This window comes from Bradyrhizobium sp. 160, from assembly GCF_023073735.1.
Classification (GTDB): domain Bacteria; phylum Pseudomonadota; class Alphaproteobacteria; order Rhizobiales; family Xanthobacteraceae; genus Bradyrhizobium.
In genome coordinates, this window is sequence record NZ_JADPKD010000033.1 from 25,935 (window position 1) to 42,563 (window position 16,629).

The following is a 16,629-nucleotide window of genomic DNA, read 5'->3' on the forward strand; positions in this document are numbered from 1 at the left end:
ATGAGCGCTGTCGATCATCCCGCGCCCGCCCACGAAATCCGGGAACGCTTCGGCTTCTGGAAGCGCTCCTATGCGATGCTGGTCAAGGAGTTCATCCAGCTGAGGCGCGACCGCGTCTCGTTCGCCATGATCGTGATGCTGCCGGTGATGCAGCTCATGCTGTTCGGCTATGCCATCAACACCACACCACGTAACCTGCCGAGCGCGGTGCTGCTCCAGGAGGACTCCGATCTCGCCCGCTCGATCCTGAAGGCGCTGGAGAACACCGCCTATTTCCGCTTCCTCTATGAAGTGCACGATGTCGACGATTTCGACAATCTGCTGAAATCCGGCAAGGTGCTGTTCGGCGTCGAGATCCCGCGCGGCTTCGAGCGGGCGGTGCGGCGCGGCGACAGGCCGGCGCTGCTGGTCGCGGCCGACGCCACCGATCCGGTTGCGGCAAGCTCGGCGATCGGTTCGCTCGGCATGGTGGTGCAGACCGCGCTCAAGCACGATCTCTATATCGGCGATCCCCCGGAGATGCCGTTCGAGATCCGCGCCCATGCCCGCTACAATCCGGCCGCGGCCTCCAGCCTCAACATCGTGCCGGGCCTCGTCGGCACCATCCTCACCATGACCATGCTGATCTTCACCGCGCTGTCGGTCACGCGCGAGGTCGAGCGCGGCACCATGGAGAGCCTGTTGTCGATGCCGATCAAGCCGATCGAGGTGATGTTCGGCAAGATCGTGCCTTACGTCCTGGTCGGCTTCCTCCAGGCCTTCCTCATCATTGGCATTGGTGTCGGCCTGTTCGGCGTGCCCCTGCTTGGCAATCTGTTCCTGCTGGCGCTGCTCTCGACGCTGTTCATCACCACGAATCTGTCGATCGGCTACACGATTTCCACGCTGGTGCAGAACCAACTTCAGGCCATGCAGATGTCGATGATGTTCTTTCTGCCCAGCATCCTGCTCTCCGGCTTCATGTTCCCGTTCGCCGGCATGCCGGCCTGGGCGCAATATCTCGGCGAGGGCCTGCCGCTGACCCATTATCTGCGCATTGTCCGCGCCATCATGCTGAAGGGCGCGACCATGCAGAACCTGCGCTTCGACACGCTGGCGCTGGCGGCCCTGATGCTGCTTGCCATGACCATCGCCGTGACGCGCTTCCGCCGCACGCTGGATTGAGGCAAGATGCCCCCGAAATCGAGGGGCGGAATGACGAAATTTGCGAGCAGGAAGACGCGGCAGCATGCCGTGCTATCGGACGATTTCGAGCGTGAGCTGACAAGGGAGGTGCTGCGCACCGAGCTGTTGCGGGTGCGCGCGCTGATCATGACGGGCTGCGTCATGGTGTTGTTCCTCACCGCGATCTATCTGATCGATCCCGCTGTCGTGAACCGGGTCTGGCGCGGAACGGAAGGGCTGATCGAGGTCTATGGCCTTCTGGTCGGTTTCATCCTGTTCGAAGTCTGGGTCCACACCCAGATCAGGAAGAACCTCCGCCTCGATCGCGACCTGCCGGTTATCAGGCGCTATATCGGCACGCTGATCGAGACCTCGCTACCCACGGTGATTCTCATCCTGCAAATCCGGACCATGGGCGCGAGCCAGGCGCTCGGTTTCGCGGTGCCGCTGATGTACTTCATTTTCGTCATTCTCTCGACCCTGCGGCTCGATTTCTGGCTCTCCACCTTCACCGGTTTCGTGGCCGCCGCCGGACTTCTGGCTGTCGCGCTCTGTTACAATTCGGTGAGCGAAGCCGGCGAGCCCCAGATCTATTTTCACGCGGTGCGCAGCATTGTCATCCTCATCTGCGGCGTGCTCGCCGGAGCCGTCGGCGCGCAGCTGCGGCGGCAATTTGCCGCGAGCATCGCAGCGGCGACCGCGCGCGACCGGGTGACCAATCTGTTCGGCCAACACGTCTCGCCGCAGGTGGTGGAACGGCTGATGGCAGCGGGAACGAGCGCCAGCGGTGATCTCCGCCGCGTCGCGGTTATGTTCGTCGATTTCCGCGGCTTCACGGCCGGCGCGCAGTCGCGCACGCCTCAGGAGGTGGTCGACCGGCTCGATGGCGCCTTCGCAATATTGGTCGACATTCTCGATCGCCACGGCGGTATCGTGAACAAGTTCTTGGGCGACGGCTTTCTCGCGCTGTTCGGCGCGCCGCTGGAAGCCTCCGACGCCGCGCATCGCGCGGTCGCCGCAGGCCGCGAGATGCTGACCGCGATGAATCGCATCAACGCGCAAACCAGCTGGCCGCTGCGGATCGGCATCGGCATCCATTTCGGCGAGGTTGTCGCCGGCAATATCGGCTCGCCTCGGCGCAAGGAATACACGGTCATCGGCGACACCGTGAACTTCGCCTCGCGGCTGGAGGCGCTGAACAAGGAGTTCGGCTCCCAGCTCCTGATTTCCGCATCCGTCCGCGAAGTGCTGGGCGACGGCGGCAGCGATGCCGTGGCGCTGGGCGAGGTCGAGGTGCGCGGCTATGAGCGGCCGGTCGCGGTGTTTCAGCTGGGGTGAGCGCTGTCTGGAGCGCAAAGCACGCTCACCGTCTCTTCCGCGAATGCTCCGATTGCTCCGAATTTTGGGGCATGACGGGCGATGCCGCCGGCCTGTAGTGTTGCCGAAGACGCGGCCGGTTGCGGCCGCGACTTGCATGGGGAAACGAAAGATGCAGCGCCGCTACATCACCGTCGATGTGTTCACCGACCGCGCCTTTGGCGGCAATCAGCTCGCCGTGGTGCTCGATGCCGGCGGGCTCTCCACTGAGCAGATGCAGGCGATCGCCACCGAATTCAACTACTCCGAGACGACCTTCGTGCTGCCGCCGCGCGACAAGGCGAATGATGCCGAGGTGCGCATCTTTACCCCCGTCAGGGAGATGCCCTTTGCGGGTCATCCGAATGTCGGCACGGCCTTCGTGCTGGCGACGATCGCCAAGGAGCCGAAGCCGCGCCTGCTGTTCGAAGAGAAGGCCGGACTCGTGCCGGTCGACATCCGGCGGGAGCAGGGGCGGGTGGTGAGCACCGAGCTCACCGCGCCGCAGCCGCTGTCCCGGCTGTCGCAATTGTCTGCCCTGGATGCCGCGAGCTGCATTTCGCTCAGCGCGGAGGATATCAAGGTCGACCGTCACGTGCCGCAGGTTGTCGGGGTTGGAACGCCGTTTCTGGTGATCGAGCTGCATTCGCGCGATGCGCTCAAGCGGGCGAGGTCCGATGCGGCGGCCTTCGGCCGGGTATTTCCGCGCGACGGCGCGGTCTCGGCCTGGTTCTATACGCGCGATGTGCCCGCGGCGGAGTCGCCTTGCGAGCTTCAGGCGCGGATGTTCATGCGCGGTGCCGGCGGTCTCGCCGAGGATCCTGCCACCGGCAGCGCCACCGTCGCGGCGGCCGCGCTGTTCGCCGACCTCGACCCCGCGCGCGACGGCGAATTCAAGCTCACGGTCGGGCAAGGTTTTGACATGGGCCGGCCAAGCCTGCTGCTGGCGCGCGTATGCAAGCAAAACGGCAAGATCCGCTCCGCCCATGTCGGTGGCAGCTGCGTGCAGATGATGGAAGGGACGTTCAAGCTTGCGGGGGAGGGCTGATTTGTCGTTCCGGGACAGCGCGTAGCGCTGAGCCCGGAAGCCGTCCACCAACTCTGCTGCCCGCTGGATTCTCAGGTGCGCAATTGCGCACCGTAGTTCGCGCTGACGCACGCTCCGGAATGGCGAAGCGCTACACTTGCCGCCCCACCAGATTCGTCACCGCCACGCCATCGCGCTCCTCGATCATTTCCGCGATCAACTGGCGGTGGCAGTGGGTGTGGTCGCGCTCGTAGCAGAGCAGGCACACCGGGCCGGCCTTCTTCACCAGCGCCGAGAGCTCGTCCATCTCTTCTCTCGCCTGCGGCGTCTTCAGGTGCTTTGAATAGATCTTCTCCAGCACGTCGTATTGCCCGCTGCGCGCGGCGAGCCGGCCTTCCTTCGGAGTGCCGAGCGCGGCGAGGTGGACGTAGCCGATGCCGCGCTCATCGAGGCCCGCAGACAGCTGCTTCTTGGAAAAGCCCGGCCGGCGCGACGACGTCACCGCGCGCACGTCGACCACGAGCTTGACGCCGGCCTGCTCCAACTCGTCGAGAACTGCTTTGGGCGGCGTCTGCTCATAGCCGATAGTGAAGAGCTTTTTCGCCTTCGCCATAGACCCATCCTCAGCTCACCCGCGCGATCAGTTCCATGGCGCCCTGCGGTGCGCGCACCTTGCCCTCGTGGATGACGTAGGCGAACACGTCGCGCGGCTCCTTCTTCGGCTTGGCCTTATCAATCTTCGGCAGGTCATCAGGTTCACTGCCAGAAGCCCAGGCCCGAAAGCGCGCGGCCCAGGCATCGAGCTGCTTCGGCGGATAGCAGGTCTTGATCTCGTCATTGCCCTTCTGAAGCCTTGCATAGACGAAGTCGCCGGCGACGTCGGCAATCGCCGGATATTTGCCGTGCTCCGCGAACACCACCGGCGTCTCGAATTCGCGAATCAGCGCAACGAAATCCGGCGTGCAGAAGCTGTCATGGCGCACTTCCACGACATGGCGCAGCGCGCGTCCGTCGAGCTGGCGCGGCAGCAGCTCCAGAAACTTGCCGAAATCGGCGCCGTCGAATTTTTTCGTCGGCGCGAACTGCCAGAGCACCGGCCCGAGATGGTCGCCGAGCTCCAGCACGCCGGAATCGTAGAACCGCTTGATGGAATCGCCGGCCTCGGCAAGCACGCGGCGATTGGTGGCGAAGCGCGGTCCCTTCACCGAGAACACGAAACCCTCGGGCACCTCGCTCGCCCATTTGCGAAAGCTCTCCGGCTTCTGTGAGCCGTAATAGGTGCCGTTGATCTCGATCGAGGTCAGCTTCGAGGCGGCGTACGATAGCTCCTTGGCCTGCGTCAGCTTCTCCGGATAGAACACGCCGCGCCAGGGCTCGAAGGTCCAGCCGCCGATGCCGATGAAAATGTTGCCGGATTTTTTTGACGCGGTTTTTGCTTTGGCCACGGAAGGATCTCGCATCGACGGGGAGGGACCTCATCCTAATCAAACCAGTTGTGATTGGCCAGTTGGCCGGCCCTGTCTAAGCTCGCGCCTGGACCCGCGAAAAAAGGAGAACAACATGCGGATGCTGTTGCTGGGAGCCGCGCTCGTCATGATGACATCTGCTGCCATGACATGTTCTGCTTTGGCGGATGACGACGACGCCAAAAGCGCACAGAAACTTGCCCAGCGGGGCCGCGACGATTACTGGCATTGCCTGGCGCGGGAATATTCCCGCGACTCTAATCAGGGCCTGTCGGAACAGGATTTTGGCCGTTCGGTCGCGGGCGCCTGTCCATCGGAGCGGCAATATTACCGCGTGGTGCTGCTCGATTATCTCACCACGCAGTACCCCAACATCGATGCCGGCGCCCATCTCGCTACCGCAAACAGGGCGGTGGAGTCGGCGCAGAAGGACATTGTGATGGCCTACGTCAAGCACCGGCCGCCGCAGAAATAGCTCCATTGAGCGTTGCGGCCCGGCGAACCCTTCCGGCTGCGCGGTCATCCATGATATCACTGGGCGCATCTGGAACAGGGATGGGTCCATGTCGTCTGAGTCAGTGGGGGGCATTCTGGGCGCGATCGTCGCGGCGGCCGTGCTTGCGGTCGCCGTCGTATTCGGCCCGATTGGCCAGTACGGCAAGCCGCCCAAGCCGGTAAAAGTCGAATCAGCCCCTGCCGCAGCACCCGCCGCCCCGGCCGCGCCGGCGCCCCGAGGGCCAGTGATTCGGGAAGTGCCGAACCAATAGGAGGCGGAAAGTGCCCTGAAGGGGCCCTTGCGGAGCGGCCTCGCCATTCCTATCTAACTTCTAACGGCGACGTTGAGTGACGTTCTCCGTCGTTGGAACGACCTTGGAATAGCTCAGGCCTGCGCCGGATGTACGTGCGGCCCGCCGTTCCGGGGTCGTTGGCATTTTAGGGCCTCTTTTGGGCCGTTGCCCACACAACCCCCGGCTTGGTAGCGCAACAACTTGGCAGCGCCAGACGCGGCGGCTATACGCTCCGTCATGAATGAAGCGATCAGACCGGGCGCCGACAACCTGCCGCAGGCTCAAGAGGGGCCGGAACTGTCGGTGATCGTTCCGACTTTCAACGAGCGCGACAACGTCACGGTGCTGTACCGGCGGCTGGAGGCGACGCTCGCCAGCGTCGCCTGGGAAGTCGTGTTCGTCGACGACAATTCGCCCGACGGCACCTGGGACGTTGTGCGTGCACTGGCGCAGCGCGACAGCCGTGTGCGCTGTGTCCGCCGCATCGGCCGCCGCGGCCTGTCGGGCGCCTGCATCGAGGGCATCCTCGCCTCGAGCGCACCCTATGTGGCCGTGATCGACGCCGACCTTCAGCATGACGAGACGCAACTGCCGAAGATGCTGTTGCTGCTCGCGAGCGATCAAGCCGACATCGTGGTCGGCAGCCGCTACATCGAGGGCTACAAGAGCGAGGGCTTCAACAAGCAGCGCGCGGGGGCCAGCGCGCTGGCGACCGAGTTCGCCCGGAAGATGCTGCGGGTCGAGATCGCCGATCCCATGAGCGGCTTCTTCATGATCCGCCGCGATCGTTTCGAGCAGCTCGCGCCAAAGCTGTCGGTGCACGGTTTCAAGATCCTGCTCGACCTGGTCGCGACCGCGCATGGCAACTTACGTGCGGTCGAGATTCCCTACACTTTCGGCGCCCGACAGCACGGCGAGAGCAAGCTCGATTCCATGGTCGCGCTGGACTTTCTTGGCCTCGTGCTGGCCAAGCTGAGCAACGACATCGTCTCGCTGCGCTTCATCTTGTTCGCGATGGTCGGCGGCATCGGCCTCGTGGTGCATCTCACCACGCTCTTCATCGCGCTTCAGCTGTTCAAGGCGCCGTTCGCGGAAGCGCAGGCCGCCGGCGCCATCGTCGCCATGACCAGCAATTTCATCCTCAACAACTTCCTCACCTATCGCGACCAGCGGCTGAAGGGTTTTGCGCTGCTGCGCGGCTTGATCGCCTTCTACATTGTGTGCAGCGTCGGTCTGCTCGCCAATGTCGGCGTCGCTTTCTCGGTCTACGACCAGGAGCCGATCTGGTGGCTGGCCGGCATGGCTGGTGCATTGATGGGCGTGGTGTGGAATTACGCAATGTCCGGACTGTTCGTCTGGCGCAAGAAATAGCACGATATGGGCGGAGCTGACGCGCGGATCGTCCGCAACACCGCGCTCACGATTCTTGCGTTGGTCGTGTTGCGGCTGGTCGCCGCCGCTTTCACGCCGATCACCTTCGACGAAGCCTATTACTGGATGTGGTCGAAAAATTTGGCGGGCGGTTACTACGACCACCCGCCGATGGTGGCCTATGTGATCCGCGCCGGCACCATGATTGCCGGCGACACCGAGCTCGGCGTTCGCCTTGTCTCGATCCTGCTGGCGCTGCCGATGAGCTATGCGGTCTACCGCTCGGCCGCGATCCTGTTCGGCGGCGCGCGCGTGGCCGCCATCAGCGCCATCCTGCTCAACGTGACGATGATGGCCGCGGTCGGCACGCTGATCGTCACGCCGGATGCGCCGCTGCTGGTCGCCTCCAGTTTCGTGCTGTTCTTCCTCGCAAAGGTGCTCGAGACCGGACGCGGAGCATGGTGGCTTGCGGCCGGCGCGGCGGTCGGTGCGGCGCTGCTGTCGAAATACACCGCGATGTTCTTTGGGCTGGCGATCCTGATCTGGCTCGCTTTCGTCCCGAAACTGCGGCACTGGTTTCTCTCGCCCTGGCCCTATTTCGGCGGTCTCGTGGCCCTCGCGCTGTTCTCGCCGGTGATCCTCTGGAATGCGGACCATCACTGGGTGTCGTTCGCAAAGCAGCTCGGCCGCGCCAGAATCGAGGACTTCCGTCCCGTCTTCATCGCCGAGCTGATCCCGACCCAGATCGCGTTTGCGACCCCGTTCGTCTTCATCCTGGGCGCGATGGGGCTGCATGCGCTGACCTGGCACCGGGCCGGCGCGCTGGCCTCGCGCGTGCTGATCGCGACGATGTTCTGGACCATCGTCGCTTATTTCGTCTGGCATTCGCTACACGCCCGCGTCGAGGCCAACTGGTTTGCGCCGGTCTACCCGCCCTTCGTCGTCGCCGCGGCCGCCGCCGCCAACCTCGTGCAGTGGAAGCCGCGCCAGCGGCGCCTGGTGGATTTCTGCCTGCGGTGGGCCGCGCCGGTCGGCATCGTGATGTTTGCGGCCCTGATCGTGCAGGCCAATACCGGCTGGCTGTCCGGCTATCGCCGCGATGCCACTGTGCGCAGCGTCGGCGTCGGCTGGCGTGAGCTTGCCGCGCAGATCGAAGCGGTGCGCGCGCGCAGTGGCGCGACCTGTGTGCTCGCGCAGGACTACGGCACCACGGGCTGGCTGGCCTTTTATCTGCCGCGCGGCACCTGCGTGGCCCAGCAGACCCAGCGCATCCGCTGGGTCAACATGCCCGAGCCCGATCCCAAGCTCCTCGCCGGTAAGCTGCTCTATGTCGACGAGCTGCGCAGCGATGGTCATCCCGCCCTCAACGACCTCTTCGCGACCGTGACGCAGATTGCGCAATTGCAGCGCAAGCGCGGACCGCTGGTGGTCGAGACCTACGGCGTCGACCTCTTGGAAGGCGCCAAGGGCGACGTGCTCGACCGCTCCCCGCCGCCGGAAGCGCGGTAAGGCTTCAGCCGATCATCTCGGCCTTGGTGGCGGCCTGGCCCGGTACGTCCCGATCGCGCCAGAACCAGACGGTCACGACGCCGGAGCGGCCGCGGACTTGCGTGAGCAGGGGGCCTGACAGGATGCCGTCGGGAGCGCCGTGGAAGTCGGCGGTGTCCAGCAGCGTATCGCTCAGCGCAAGCCGCGCGCAGTTCCGGGCGGCGACCTCCATCAGCCGGCTCGCGACGTTGACGGTATCGCCGGTCGCCGTGATGTGCTGGTGGCTTTCGCCGAGGCGGGAGGCGACGATCTCGCCGAAATGCGCGCCGATCTTGAAGCCGAGCTGATGTCCGATGGCAGGCGCCAACGAGGCGATCCAGCGCTCGACGCCACGATGCAGGTCGATCGCGCATTTCAGCGCCCGCGCCGCGTCATCGGGCATTGCGCGCGGCAGTCCGAACAGGATCATGGCGCCATCGCCGAGAAAGCCGGTGATCAAGCCGCCGCAATCGGCTGCGGTCTTGTCCAGCAGCGCGTGGAATGCCTTCAGGATGTCCTGGAGCGCGTCCGGATCGGTCCGTTCGCTCAAGCCTGTGAAGCCGGAGAGATCGATGAAAACCACGGCGGCGTCTTGCCGAATGGGCTTGGACAGGAAATTCGGATCGTGCGCCAGCCAGTCCTGCACCGCCGGCGCCTGGAATTGCGCCAGCGACCTGCTCTTGGCGGCGAGATATTGCGTGCGGCGGCCTCCCGCCCACAGCTGCACGCCGGCAAAGACCGCAACCGGCGGCACGGCCGCGGCGAGCGTATTCGCGGCATTCAGCCAGACGCCGTGGGTGAACGCGAACAGGTTCAGCCCGGCCCAGGCGATCATCACCGCGGCCGCCGCCATGATGCCGAGCGCGCTGCGCCGCCAGGCAAGCAGGCCGACCAACAGCATTGGCAGGAGCATCGCGCCGAATGCGTCGGCGGCATGCACCCTGCGGTCGCGCACGATGCCGTCGCCGGCGACGAGGTGGGTGATTGCGGTCGCGACCACCTCGACGCCGGGCATCAGCGAATCGAACGGCGTCGGGTAGAAGTCGCCGCCGCCGGCGACCGCGGCGCCGATCACGACGATCCGGTTCTCGATGGCGGCGCGGTTGAGCGTGCCGTCGAAAATACTCTACGCGCTGACGGTGCGGATGGTGCGGCGCGGGCCGTAATAGGTGATCGGCAGCGCGAAATCGGTATCGGTCGGCACCACGCGGTCGCCGAGCCTGAGATGATCCGGCGCGATCGTCAGCGGCTTGTCGAGCGCGCGGGCCGCCACGCGCAAAGGAAACGACAGCTCGACCTTGTCGGCCGTCCGGAACAGCATCGGCACCGAGAGCGGCGAGCCCGACTGTCCCGTCGCGACGTTGACGACGCCGACCTCGGCATGCTCGGCGAAGGCGGGCAGCGGCAGCAGGAAGCGCTCGGCCTGCGGCAGGACCGCAAGGGGACCTTCGCTGCTCGGCGCTACGGTCTCGCTGTCGGTCGGGAAGATCGCCGCCGCCGCGAGCACCACCGGACCGGTGGCGAGCGTGTTGGCGAGGGTCGCATCGCCGATCGCGGCGCTGCGGTCGACCAGCAGCAAGTCGATCGCGATGACCTTCGGCTTGAATTGCACAAGGGTGTCGACGACGCGGGCGAGATCGGCCCGGGGCAGCGGATAGCTGCCGCCGCGCTTCACCACAGTATCGTCGATCGCGACGATGGTGACGAGATCGGGCGGGCGCTGCACGCCGCGGACCTGGGTCCGCCAATCGGTCAACGTCGCTTCGAGGCGGTCGAGAAAGCGCAGATGGCCGTTGGCCGGCGCGGCAAAGATGCCCGCGCCCCATAGCGCGGTGAGAACGAGTGCCACCAGGATCTGAACGCGTCGGCTACGCATGCGGTCGGTTTGCAATCTTCTACTGTCCAAATCTTATTGAGCTGAGCCTTATCGACCCAGCCCTTATTGTCCGAGTCGTGCCATCAGCGCGTCGACGCGCGGCTGGCCCCACGTCTTGACGGTCAACGGGCCGGTTGCCTCGACATCGACCCCTTCGCCAGGTCCGAGCACGACACCGCGTCCACGAGCCCTGCGGGTCACGCCGACGCGGCCGCCAGCGACGAACACGGAGGTCTTGGCGTCCGCGACATCGACCGCCCATTTCGTGCCGCGCACCGCTGCGATAGCTTGCGGGGTCAGCACCTTGAAGGGATTGCCGCCGGGCTTCTTGGGCACCTCGATCAGCAGGGCTTTGCTGCTCAACTCCACGGAGTCTATATGTCCGTCGCGGTTGGCGTCCTTTAGTTCAAATCGGGCGCCGTTTTCCGCAACGATCGTGATGCCGTTGTCGCAGCGCCAAACTTGCGTGCCCGCGGCCGACGGCGATGCCGTACAGCCCGCATTGGCAGCAGACTGTGCCTTTGCAAACCCAATCAACAACAATAAACACGCCAGGGCGCAAAACCCGGCGCGCGAAAAGCCTCTCATGCCTGCCTCCGTTTGCGTGCTCGGCACAGTTCAAGGCGATGTTGATACGGTACCGTATCACACGCAGAGGCTGCCGAAAAGTACTGGGTTAGGAGCTATTTTCTCGTCGGGGCGATTTCCAGGCCGGCGCGATCAACTTTAAGTCACGGCGCGTGAGCACCTCCGTCCGCGGTGCGTGACCTGCATGAGCCGTTGCCGCGACTGGCCGGCTTGGGCGCGGCGGGAGGCCACCAGCCTCGCAACCCTTCGGCGCTATGGTCAGACCCAGTTTTGATGATCACGAAAAGGGCGTTGTTGGGTGCGTCTTGGCTGCGGGCGGAGGCGTCGGGTGGCCGGCCTGAACCGGTCGAGAATCATGGTTAACAACTTCGGCTAAGACCGTAATTCTGCGGGATTTTTTCCCGAAATGGGACGACGTTAACGAGTTGCCCCACATCCGCCTGAACTTAATCTGCATTTAACTAAAAGTCGCCTTAATGACGCTCCGACCCTCTGCGAGATGCTGGTCCCGGATCGTGACCAGCGGCGCTTCGAAGGGGGACTGAGTGACACCGTCCTGGACGCAAGGCGAATGAGTACGAGTATCGCTGCGCAGAGTAACGCGGCACGGAAGTCCAAGAAATTCTCGAAGAATTATTCGCGGAAATCTTCCCGGAAAATGACCACCCGTAATTGGCTCGGCGCCGCGGCGATCGGCTGCATCGTGATTGGCGCCGGCTGGACCATTTACAACAACATCCTCGGCGCCAGCGTCTATCCGACCGTCGGCAACAGCCGCTACGACGAGCCCGTGATCAAGCGCGCACCCAAGGTGGTGCTGCGCGAGGCGGGCGAGGCGGTCAAGGAAACCTTCGCGCTCCTGCCGGACCGGTTGCAGGTGGCCGCGCCGATCTCGCGCGAGATGTTCAACGAGCGCTTTGCCGCAGCTGCAACGCAAGGCGTGGCCTCGAACGCGGCCAGCGCCGCGCCTGCCGCGCCCGCAATCAGCGTTGCCGAGGCCAAGGACGCCATCAAGGATGCGTCGAAGGAAGCCGCGAAGCCGAACGTGATGGCGAAGGTCGCGGACGCGCTGAAGCCGCAGGGCTCGGCCAAGATCGTGGACGCTGCCAAGGCCAAGCGCGCTGACGCAGGTGTGCAGCTGGCCTCGGCCGATCCGGCCGAGATCGTGCCGGCGCCCGAGGCTAAACCAAAATCCTTCGCCGATCGCGCCAAGGCCGCGGTGATGTCGATCACCGGTCCGCGCCAATCGATGGTCGAGAAACTCTGGGGCAAGCGTGAGCCGTCCGGCGGGCTCTTGGCGTATGCCTCGGCCGATGCCAGCATCACAGCGTCCATCGCGCCGAAGGAGCAGAATCCGATGTTTGGCGGTGCGCCGCCCTATGAGCGCGACACCGCGGTCTACGACATCACCGCCAAGACGGTTTATCTGCCCGATGGCACCAAGCTCGAGGCGCATTCCGGCCTCGGCTCCAATCTCGACGATCCGCGCTCCCAGCGCCAGCGCATGCGCGGTGTGACGCCGCCGCACATCTACACGTTGAAGCCGCGTGAGGCGCTGTTCCACGGCGTGCCGGCGCTGCGCCTGACCCCGATCGGCGGCGAGAGCGCGATCTACGGCCGCGACGGCCTGCTCGCGCACACCTTCATGCTCGGTCCGAACGGCGATTCCAACGGCTGCGTCTCGTTCAAGGATTATTACGCGTTCCTGGACGCCTACCGCAACAAGGGCATCCGCAAGCTCGCGGTGCTGGCGCGGGTGGAGTGAGACGCGGTCAACTCGCCATCGTCTTGCGCAGCGCCATCTCGGTCGCGATCGCCTCACGCACGGCGGGCCGCGCCTGCATGCGCCCGAGATAGGCCGCCAACGATGGCCACTGCGCGATATCGATTCCTGCGTGACGGAGCAGCAGCAATGCCCAGGTGAGATGCGCATCCGCAACGGTGAAGCGCTGACCGACCAGGAATTCGCGGTCCGCCAGATGCGCTGATGGCACCGACAATGTCTGCACAATTCTAGCGCGCGGCTTGGCGAGCGAGCCGTCGTCCTTGTACCAGAAGGCCGGAAACAGGAACGCCTTGTGGGTCTCGGCGCCGACGAAGCTCAGCCATTCCTGGAGGCGATAGCGGTCGGGATCGCCAAACCGGGGCGCAAGGCCCGCCTGCGGCTTCACATCGGCGATGTATTGCAGCACCGCCGCGCTTTCGGTCAACCGCTCGCCGTTCTCCAGGACGAGCACCGGCACCGCGCCCTTCGGCGACACATCGCGGAAGTCGGTGTCGTCGTCCACGACCCTCTTCGTCCAGATATGAGCAAGGTGATACTGAGCCTCGACGCCCGCCTCGATCAGCGCGATACGGCTCGAGAGCGAGCAGGCCATCGGGAAGAAATAGAGCTGCAGCATCGTGAACTCCTTCACGCCAGCGCATCGCCGCGCGCGATGATTGCGAAGCGGTCCGAGAGCTCGGCCAGCGCGACCTCGTGGATGGTCCGGGCCTCCAGCGTACCGCCGCGGCCGTCGGGCAGATCACGCGTGGCGCAGGAATCGGCATCGATGGTCGTGCGAAAACCGAGGTCGAGTGCGGCGCGGGCGGTGGAGCTGACGCACATGTGCGTCATGAATCCGGCCAACACGATGTTCTTGCGTCCGCTCGCGGCGAGCTGCGCCTGCAGGCCGGTGGCGGCGAAAGCGTTCGGCAACTCCTTCTCGATCACGCGCTCGTCCGCAAGCGGCGCGAGCTCGGCGACGATAGCGCCGCGATCGGCAGAGCGATCGAACAGGCCGCCGGGCTTGCCGCGATGGGCGATATGGATGATCGCAGATCCGCGCTCGCGCGCCCGCGCCAGCAGGACGCTCGCCCGCGCGATCGCAGGCTTGGCGTCCGGCAGGGCGAGGGGACCTGCGAGATATTCATTCTGGATGTCGATCAGCACCAGCGCGACGTCGTCAAGACGCGGCGGAGTGAGGTCCGCACCGGCGAGCTGCAGCAGGGTCTTTGCGGGCATCATGATCTTCAGAATCTCCAAGCGGTAAGGTTGGCCGAGCATAGCTCGTCGGCAGCCTGCCGATATGCAGGGAAATTGCAGCCGATGGCTGCGATATTGCAGGCCAATGCCAGTCGATGTAGCCTTGAAGCCATGAATTGGGACGACCTTCGCATCATCGCCGCGGTCAGAGACGAGGGCACCTATGCCGGCGCCAGCGCGCGGCTGCGGATCGACGAGACCACGGTCGGACGTCGGCTGGCGCGCATCGAACATGCGCTCGGCCTGCGCCTGTTTGAGGCTGCCGACGGTGTCCGCAAGCCGACCCGTCATTGCGAGGCGGTACTGGCGCACGTCCAAGCCATGGCCGCGCATGCCGCCGAGATCGGTCGCATCAGTGAGAGCATGCCCGGCCCGGTGGGGCGGCTGCGCATCGCCGCGACCAATGCGGTCGCCAAGGAGGTGCTGTCCCCGCATGCGAGCGAGTTCCTGCGCGCCAATCCCGGCTTAACGCTGCAATTCATGACCTCGAGCGAGAACGTCAGGTTCTCGCGCTGGGAGGCCGATCTCGCGATCCGCCTGCGCAAGCCCGACAAGGGCGACTTTTCGATCTCCAGGCTCGGCGACATCCGCATCTACTATTTCGAACCGGTCGCGACTGAAGGCGAGCCGGTGCTATGCGCCTATCCGGACGAGCTCGGCGCCATTCCCGAGATGCAATTCCTGCGGACGAAGAAAATCCGCCCTCGCTGCGTGACCGACAATGTCCGCGTCATCCGCGCCCTGATCCGCTCGCATCAGGCCGCTGGCGTGTTGCCGGAGCACAGCTGCACCGACTTGCTCGGCGATCGCCGCCTGCGCGCCACGCTGCTGCCGAAACGCCGCGACGTCTGGCTGCTCGTGCAAAACCATCTCAAGCGCGACGCCGCGACACGCGTGACGATCGATTGGCTGCGGGCGTGTTTCACCGAACCTGCGCGGGGATAACCGAGAGCGTGTGAAAACCCGAAGGCTGCCCATGGGCGGCCTTCACATATCCGTTGTGTCGCCCTTGCGATGAATGCGTGGCCGCGCCTATGCGACCGAGAGCCGGGATTGCACGCGCGCGAAAGTTGCGTAGTCTCGCGACGGCTACGGACTTGATCAGGGCAGGTGCATGACCATTCAGGAAACATTCCGGCCGCGGTCGTCGGCGCAGTCGCGTGAATGGAAGGCGATTGTCATCCTGATCCTGCTGATTCCGCTGCTGTGGTCGCCGCCGTTCCTGTTTCGCTTCTTCCTGTATCAGCCGTTCAACATCCCTTCTCGTTCGATGGCGCCGACGCTGATGGTCGGCGACTACGTCTTCGTCGCGAAATATGCCTATGGCTACGGCCGCTATTCCTTTCCTTTCGCGCCGTCCTGGATCTCGGGCCGCGTGTTCGCCGCTGAACCCGAATATGGCGACATCGTCGTGTTCCGGACTGCGAAGGACAGTTCGGTCGATTACGTCAAGCGCGTGGTCGGGCTGCCCGGCGACCGCATCCACGTGCGGCAGGGTCAGCTTATCCTCAACGATCGTCCTGTGACGCGCGTCGCGCTCGAGCACGGGCTCGCAGGCATCGCCTGCGGTGTGGATGGCAGCTTCAAGGTCAAGCGCTGGCGCGAGACGCTGCCGAGCGGCGTGTCCTATGTGACCTATGACTGCATCGATAACGGCTTCCTGGACGTTACGGATGTCTTCACGGTGCCGCCGGGCCACTTCTTCGTGCTCGGCGACAACGCGACAATTCCACCGACAGCCGCATGATGTCGACGTTCGGTTTCGTGCCGATGGACAATCTCGTCGGCAAGGTGACGCGGATCTTCTGGTCGCTCGACGAAGACGGCGAGCCGCACATGGAGCGGCTGGGCAAGGTGAAGTGAGGCTGCCAGCATCCAGACGGTGTACGTGGCCGGATTGCGCTGCGCCCCGTCCGCTCGTCATTCCAGGCTCGCGCCCAAGAGGGCGCGCCCCGGAATGATGGTGGCGGGGAGTTGCCCCAAACAAAAACCCCGGCATCGCTGCCGGGGTTTCGCATGAGTTGTCTGCCTGAACGGCCGATCAGAAGTCCATGCCGCCCATGCCGCCGCCGGGCGGCATCGCCGGACCGGCGCCGCCCTTCTTGGGCAGCTCGGCGACCATGGCTTCCGTGGTGATCAGGAGCGCGGCCACCGAGGCTGCGTTCTGGATCGCGGTGCGGACCACCTTGGTCGGGTCGATGATGCCCTTCTTGACGAGGTCGGCATATTCGCCGGTCTGGGAATCGAAGCCGTAATTGTAGGCCTTGTTCTCCAGGATCTTGCCGACGATCACCGAGCCATCTTCGCCGGCGTTGATAGCGATCTGGCGAGCGGGCGCCGATAGCGCCTTGCGCACGATCTCGACGCCGGTCTTCTGGTCGTCGTTCTTGGTGCGCAGGCCCTTGAGCTGCTCGGAGGCACGGAGCAGGGCGACGCCGCCG

15 protein-coding genes and 2 pseudogenes are annotated in these 16,629 nt (G+C 64.9%); 10 read left to right on the forward strand and 7 right to left on the reverse strand.

Going from position 1 to position 16,629, the window contains the following annotated elements; genetic code table 11:
• The 3 genes from IVA98_RS13770 (at position 1) to IVA98_RS13780 (ending at position 3,568) form a co-directional block, all read left to right on the forward strand.
• Positions 1–1,164: an ABC transporter permease gene (locus tag IVA98_RS13770; RefSeq protein ID WP_247355094.1), complete on the forward strand. Its 1,164-nt coding sequence runs from the start codon at positions 1–3 to the stop codon at positions 1,162–1,164.
• 30 nt (positions 1,165–1,194) lie between these two features.
• Positions 1,195–2,502 carry an adenylate/guanylate cyclase domain-containing protein gene (locus IVA98_RS13775; protein WP_247355095.1) on the forward strand — a complete coding sequence of 436 codons (1,308 nt, stop codon included), beginning with the start codon at positions 1,195–1,197 and terminating at the stop codon, positions 2,500–2,502.
• A gap of 151 nt (positions 2,503–2,653) precedes the next feature.
• Positions 2,654–3,568: a PhzF family protein gene (locus IVA98_RS13780; RefSeq protein WP_247355096.1), complete on the forward strand. Its 915-nt coding sequence runs from the start codon at positions 2,654–2,656 to the stop codon at positions 3,566–3,568.
• A 130-nt stretch (positions 3,569–3,698) separates the two neighbouring features.
• Here the strand turns inward: IVA98_RS13780 and IVA98_RS13785 are convergent, their stop codons facing one another.
• Positions 3,699–4,160, reverse strand: a complete 462-nt coding sequence (locus tag IVA98_RS13785) for a DUF488 domain-containing protein (RefSeq protein WP_247355097.1) — start codon at positions 4,158–4,160, stop codon at positions 3,699–3,701.
• Positions 4,161–4,170: 10 nt separating this feature from the next.
• Positions 4,171–5,007: a DUF72 domain-containing protein gene (locus IVA98_RS13790; RefSeq protein ID WP_247355098.1), complete on the reverse strand. Its 837-nt coding sequence runs from the start codon at positions 5,005–5,007 to the stop codon at positions 4,171–4,173.
• A 100-nt stretch (positions 5,008–5,107) separates the two neighbouring features.
• Here IVA98_RS13790 and IVA98_RS13795 point away from each other — a divergent pair, with 100 nt between their 5' ends.
• The 4 genes from IVA98_RS13795 to IVA98_RS13810 all read left to right on the forward strand — a co-directional run bounded on the left by IVA98_RS13795 (position 5,108) and on the right by IVA98_RS13810 (position 8,681).
• Positions 5,108–5,488 carry a hypothetical protein gene (locus IVA98_RS13795; RefSeq protein ID WP_247355099.1) on the forward strand — a complete coding sequence of 127 codons (381 nt, stop codon included), beginning with the start codon at positions 5,108–5,110 and terminating at the stop codon, positions 5,486–5,488.
• Between the two features lie 88 nt (positions 5,489–5,576).
• On the forward strand, positions 5,577–5,780 hold the full coding sequence (locus tag IVA98_RS13800) for a hypothetical protein (protein WP_247296682.1): 204 nt from the start codon (positions 5,577–5,579) through the stop codon (positions 5,778–5,780).
• A 258-nt stretch (positions 5,781–6,038) separates the two neighbouring features.
• The gene (locus tag IVA98_RS13805; protein ID WP_247296684.1) at positions 6,039–7,172 is read left to right on the forward strand and encodes a glycosyltransferase family 2 protein; all 1,134 of its coding nucleotides are present in this window, start codon (positions 6,039–6,041) and stop codon (positions 7,170–7,172) included.
• Positions 7,173–7,178: 6 nt separating this feature from the next.
• Positions 7,179–8,681: a glycosyltransferase family 39 protein gene (locus IVA98_RS13810; RefSeq protein ID WP_247296686.1), complete on the forward strand. Its 1,503-nt coding sequence runs from the start codon at positions 7,179–7,181 to the stop codon at positions 8,679–8,681.
• A gap of 4 nt (positions 8,682–8,685) precedes the next feature.
• Here IVA98_RS13810 and IVA98_RS13815 read toward each other — a convergent pair.
• Both IVA98_RS13815 and IVA98_RS13820 read right to left on the reverse strand, forming a co-directional pair.
• Positions 8,686–10,575, reverse strand: a pseudogene (locus tag IVA98_RS13815) (CHASE2 domain-containing protein).
• A 63-nt stretch (positions 10,576–10,638) separates the two neighbouring features.
• Positions 10,639–11,163, reverse strand: a complete 525-nt coding sequence (locus tag IVA98_RS13820) for a FecR domain-containing protein (RefSeq protein ID WP_247296690.1) — start codon at positions 11,161–11,163, stop codon at positions 10,639–10,641.
• Between the two features lie 658 nt (positions 11,164–11,821).
• Between IVA98_RS13820 and IVA98_RS13825 the strand changes: the two genes are divergently transcribed.
• Positions 11,822–12,928 (forward strand): DUF2778 domain-containing protein, encoded by a 1,107-nt coding sequence (locus IVA98_RS13825; protein WP_247334509.1) that lies wholly within the window; start codon positions 11,822–11,824, stop codon positions 12,926–12,928.
• 7 nt (positions 12,929–12,935) lie between these two features.
• Here the strand turns inward: IVA98_RS13825 and IVA98_RS13830 are convergent, their stop codons facing one another.
• On the reverse strand, positions 12,936–13,565 hold the full coding sequence (locus tag IVA98_RS13830) for a glutathione S-transferase N-terminal domain-containing protein (RefSeq protein ID WP_247355100.1): 630 nt from the start codon (positions 13,563–13,565) through the stop codon (positions 12,936–12,938).
• Positions 13,566–13,576: 11 nt separating this feature from the next.
• The gene (locus IVA98_RS13835; RefSeq protein ID WP_247296697.1) at positions 13,577–14,170 is read right to left on the reverse strand and encodes a cysteine hydrolase family protein; all 594 of its coding nucleotides are present in this window, start codon (positions 14,168–14,170) and stop codon (positions 13,577–13,579) included.
• A gap of 129 nt (positions 14,171–14,299) precedes the next feature.
• Between IVA98_RS13835 and IVA98_RS13840 the strand changes: the two genes are divergently transcribed.
• Together IVA98_RS13840 and lepB are read left to right on the forward strand one after the other, a co-directional pair.
• Positions 14,300–15,133: a LysR family transcriptional regulator gene (locus IVA98_RS13840; protein WP_247355101.1), complete on the forward strand. Its 834-nt coding sequence runs from the start codon at positions 14,300–14,302 to the stop codon at positions 15,131–15,133.
• 169 nt (positions 15,134–15,302) lie between these two features.
• Positions 15,303–16,051: pseudogene (gene lepB, locus IVA98_RS13845) on the forward strand (signal peptidase I).
• 178 nt (positions 16,052–16,229) lie between these two features.
• Here the strand turns inward: lepB and IVA98_RS13850 are convergent.
• The coding region (locus IVA98_RS13850) for a TCP-1/cpn60 chaperonin family protein (protein ID WP_035681572.1) at positions 16,230–16,629 on the reverse strand (400 nt) is incomplete at its 5' end.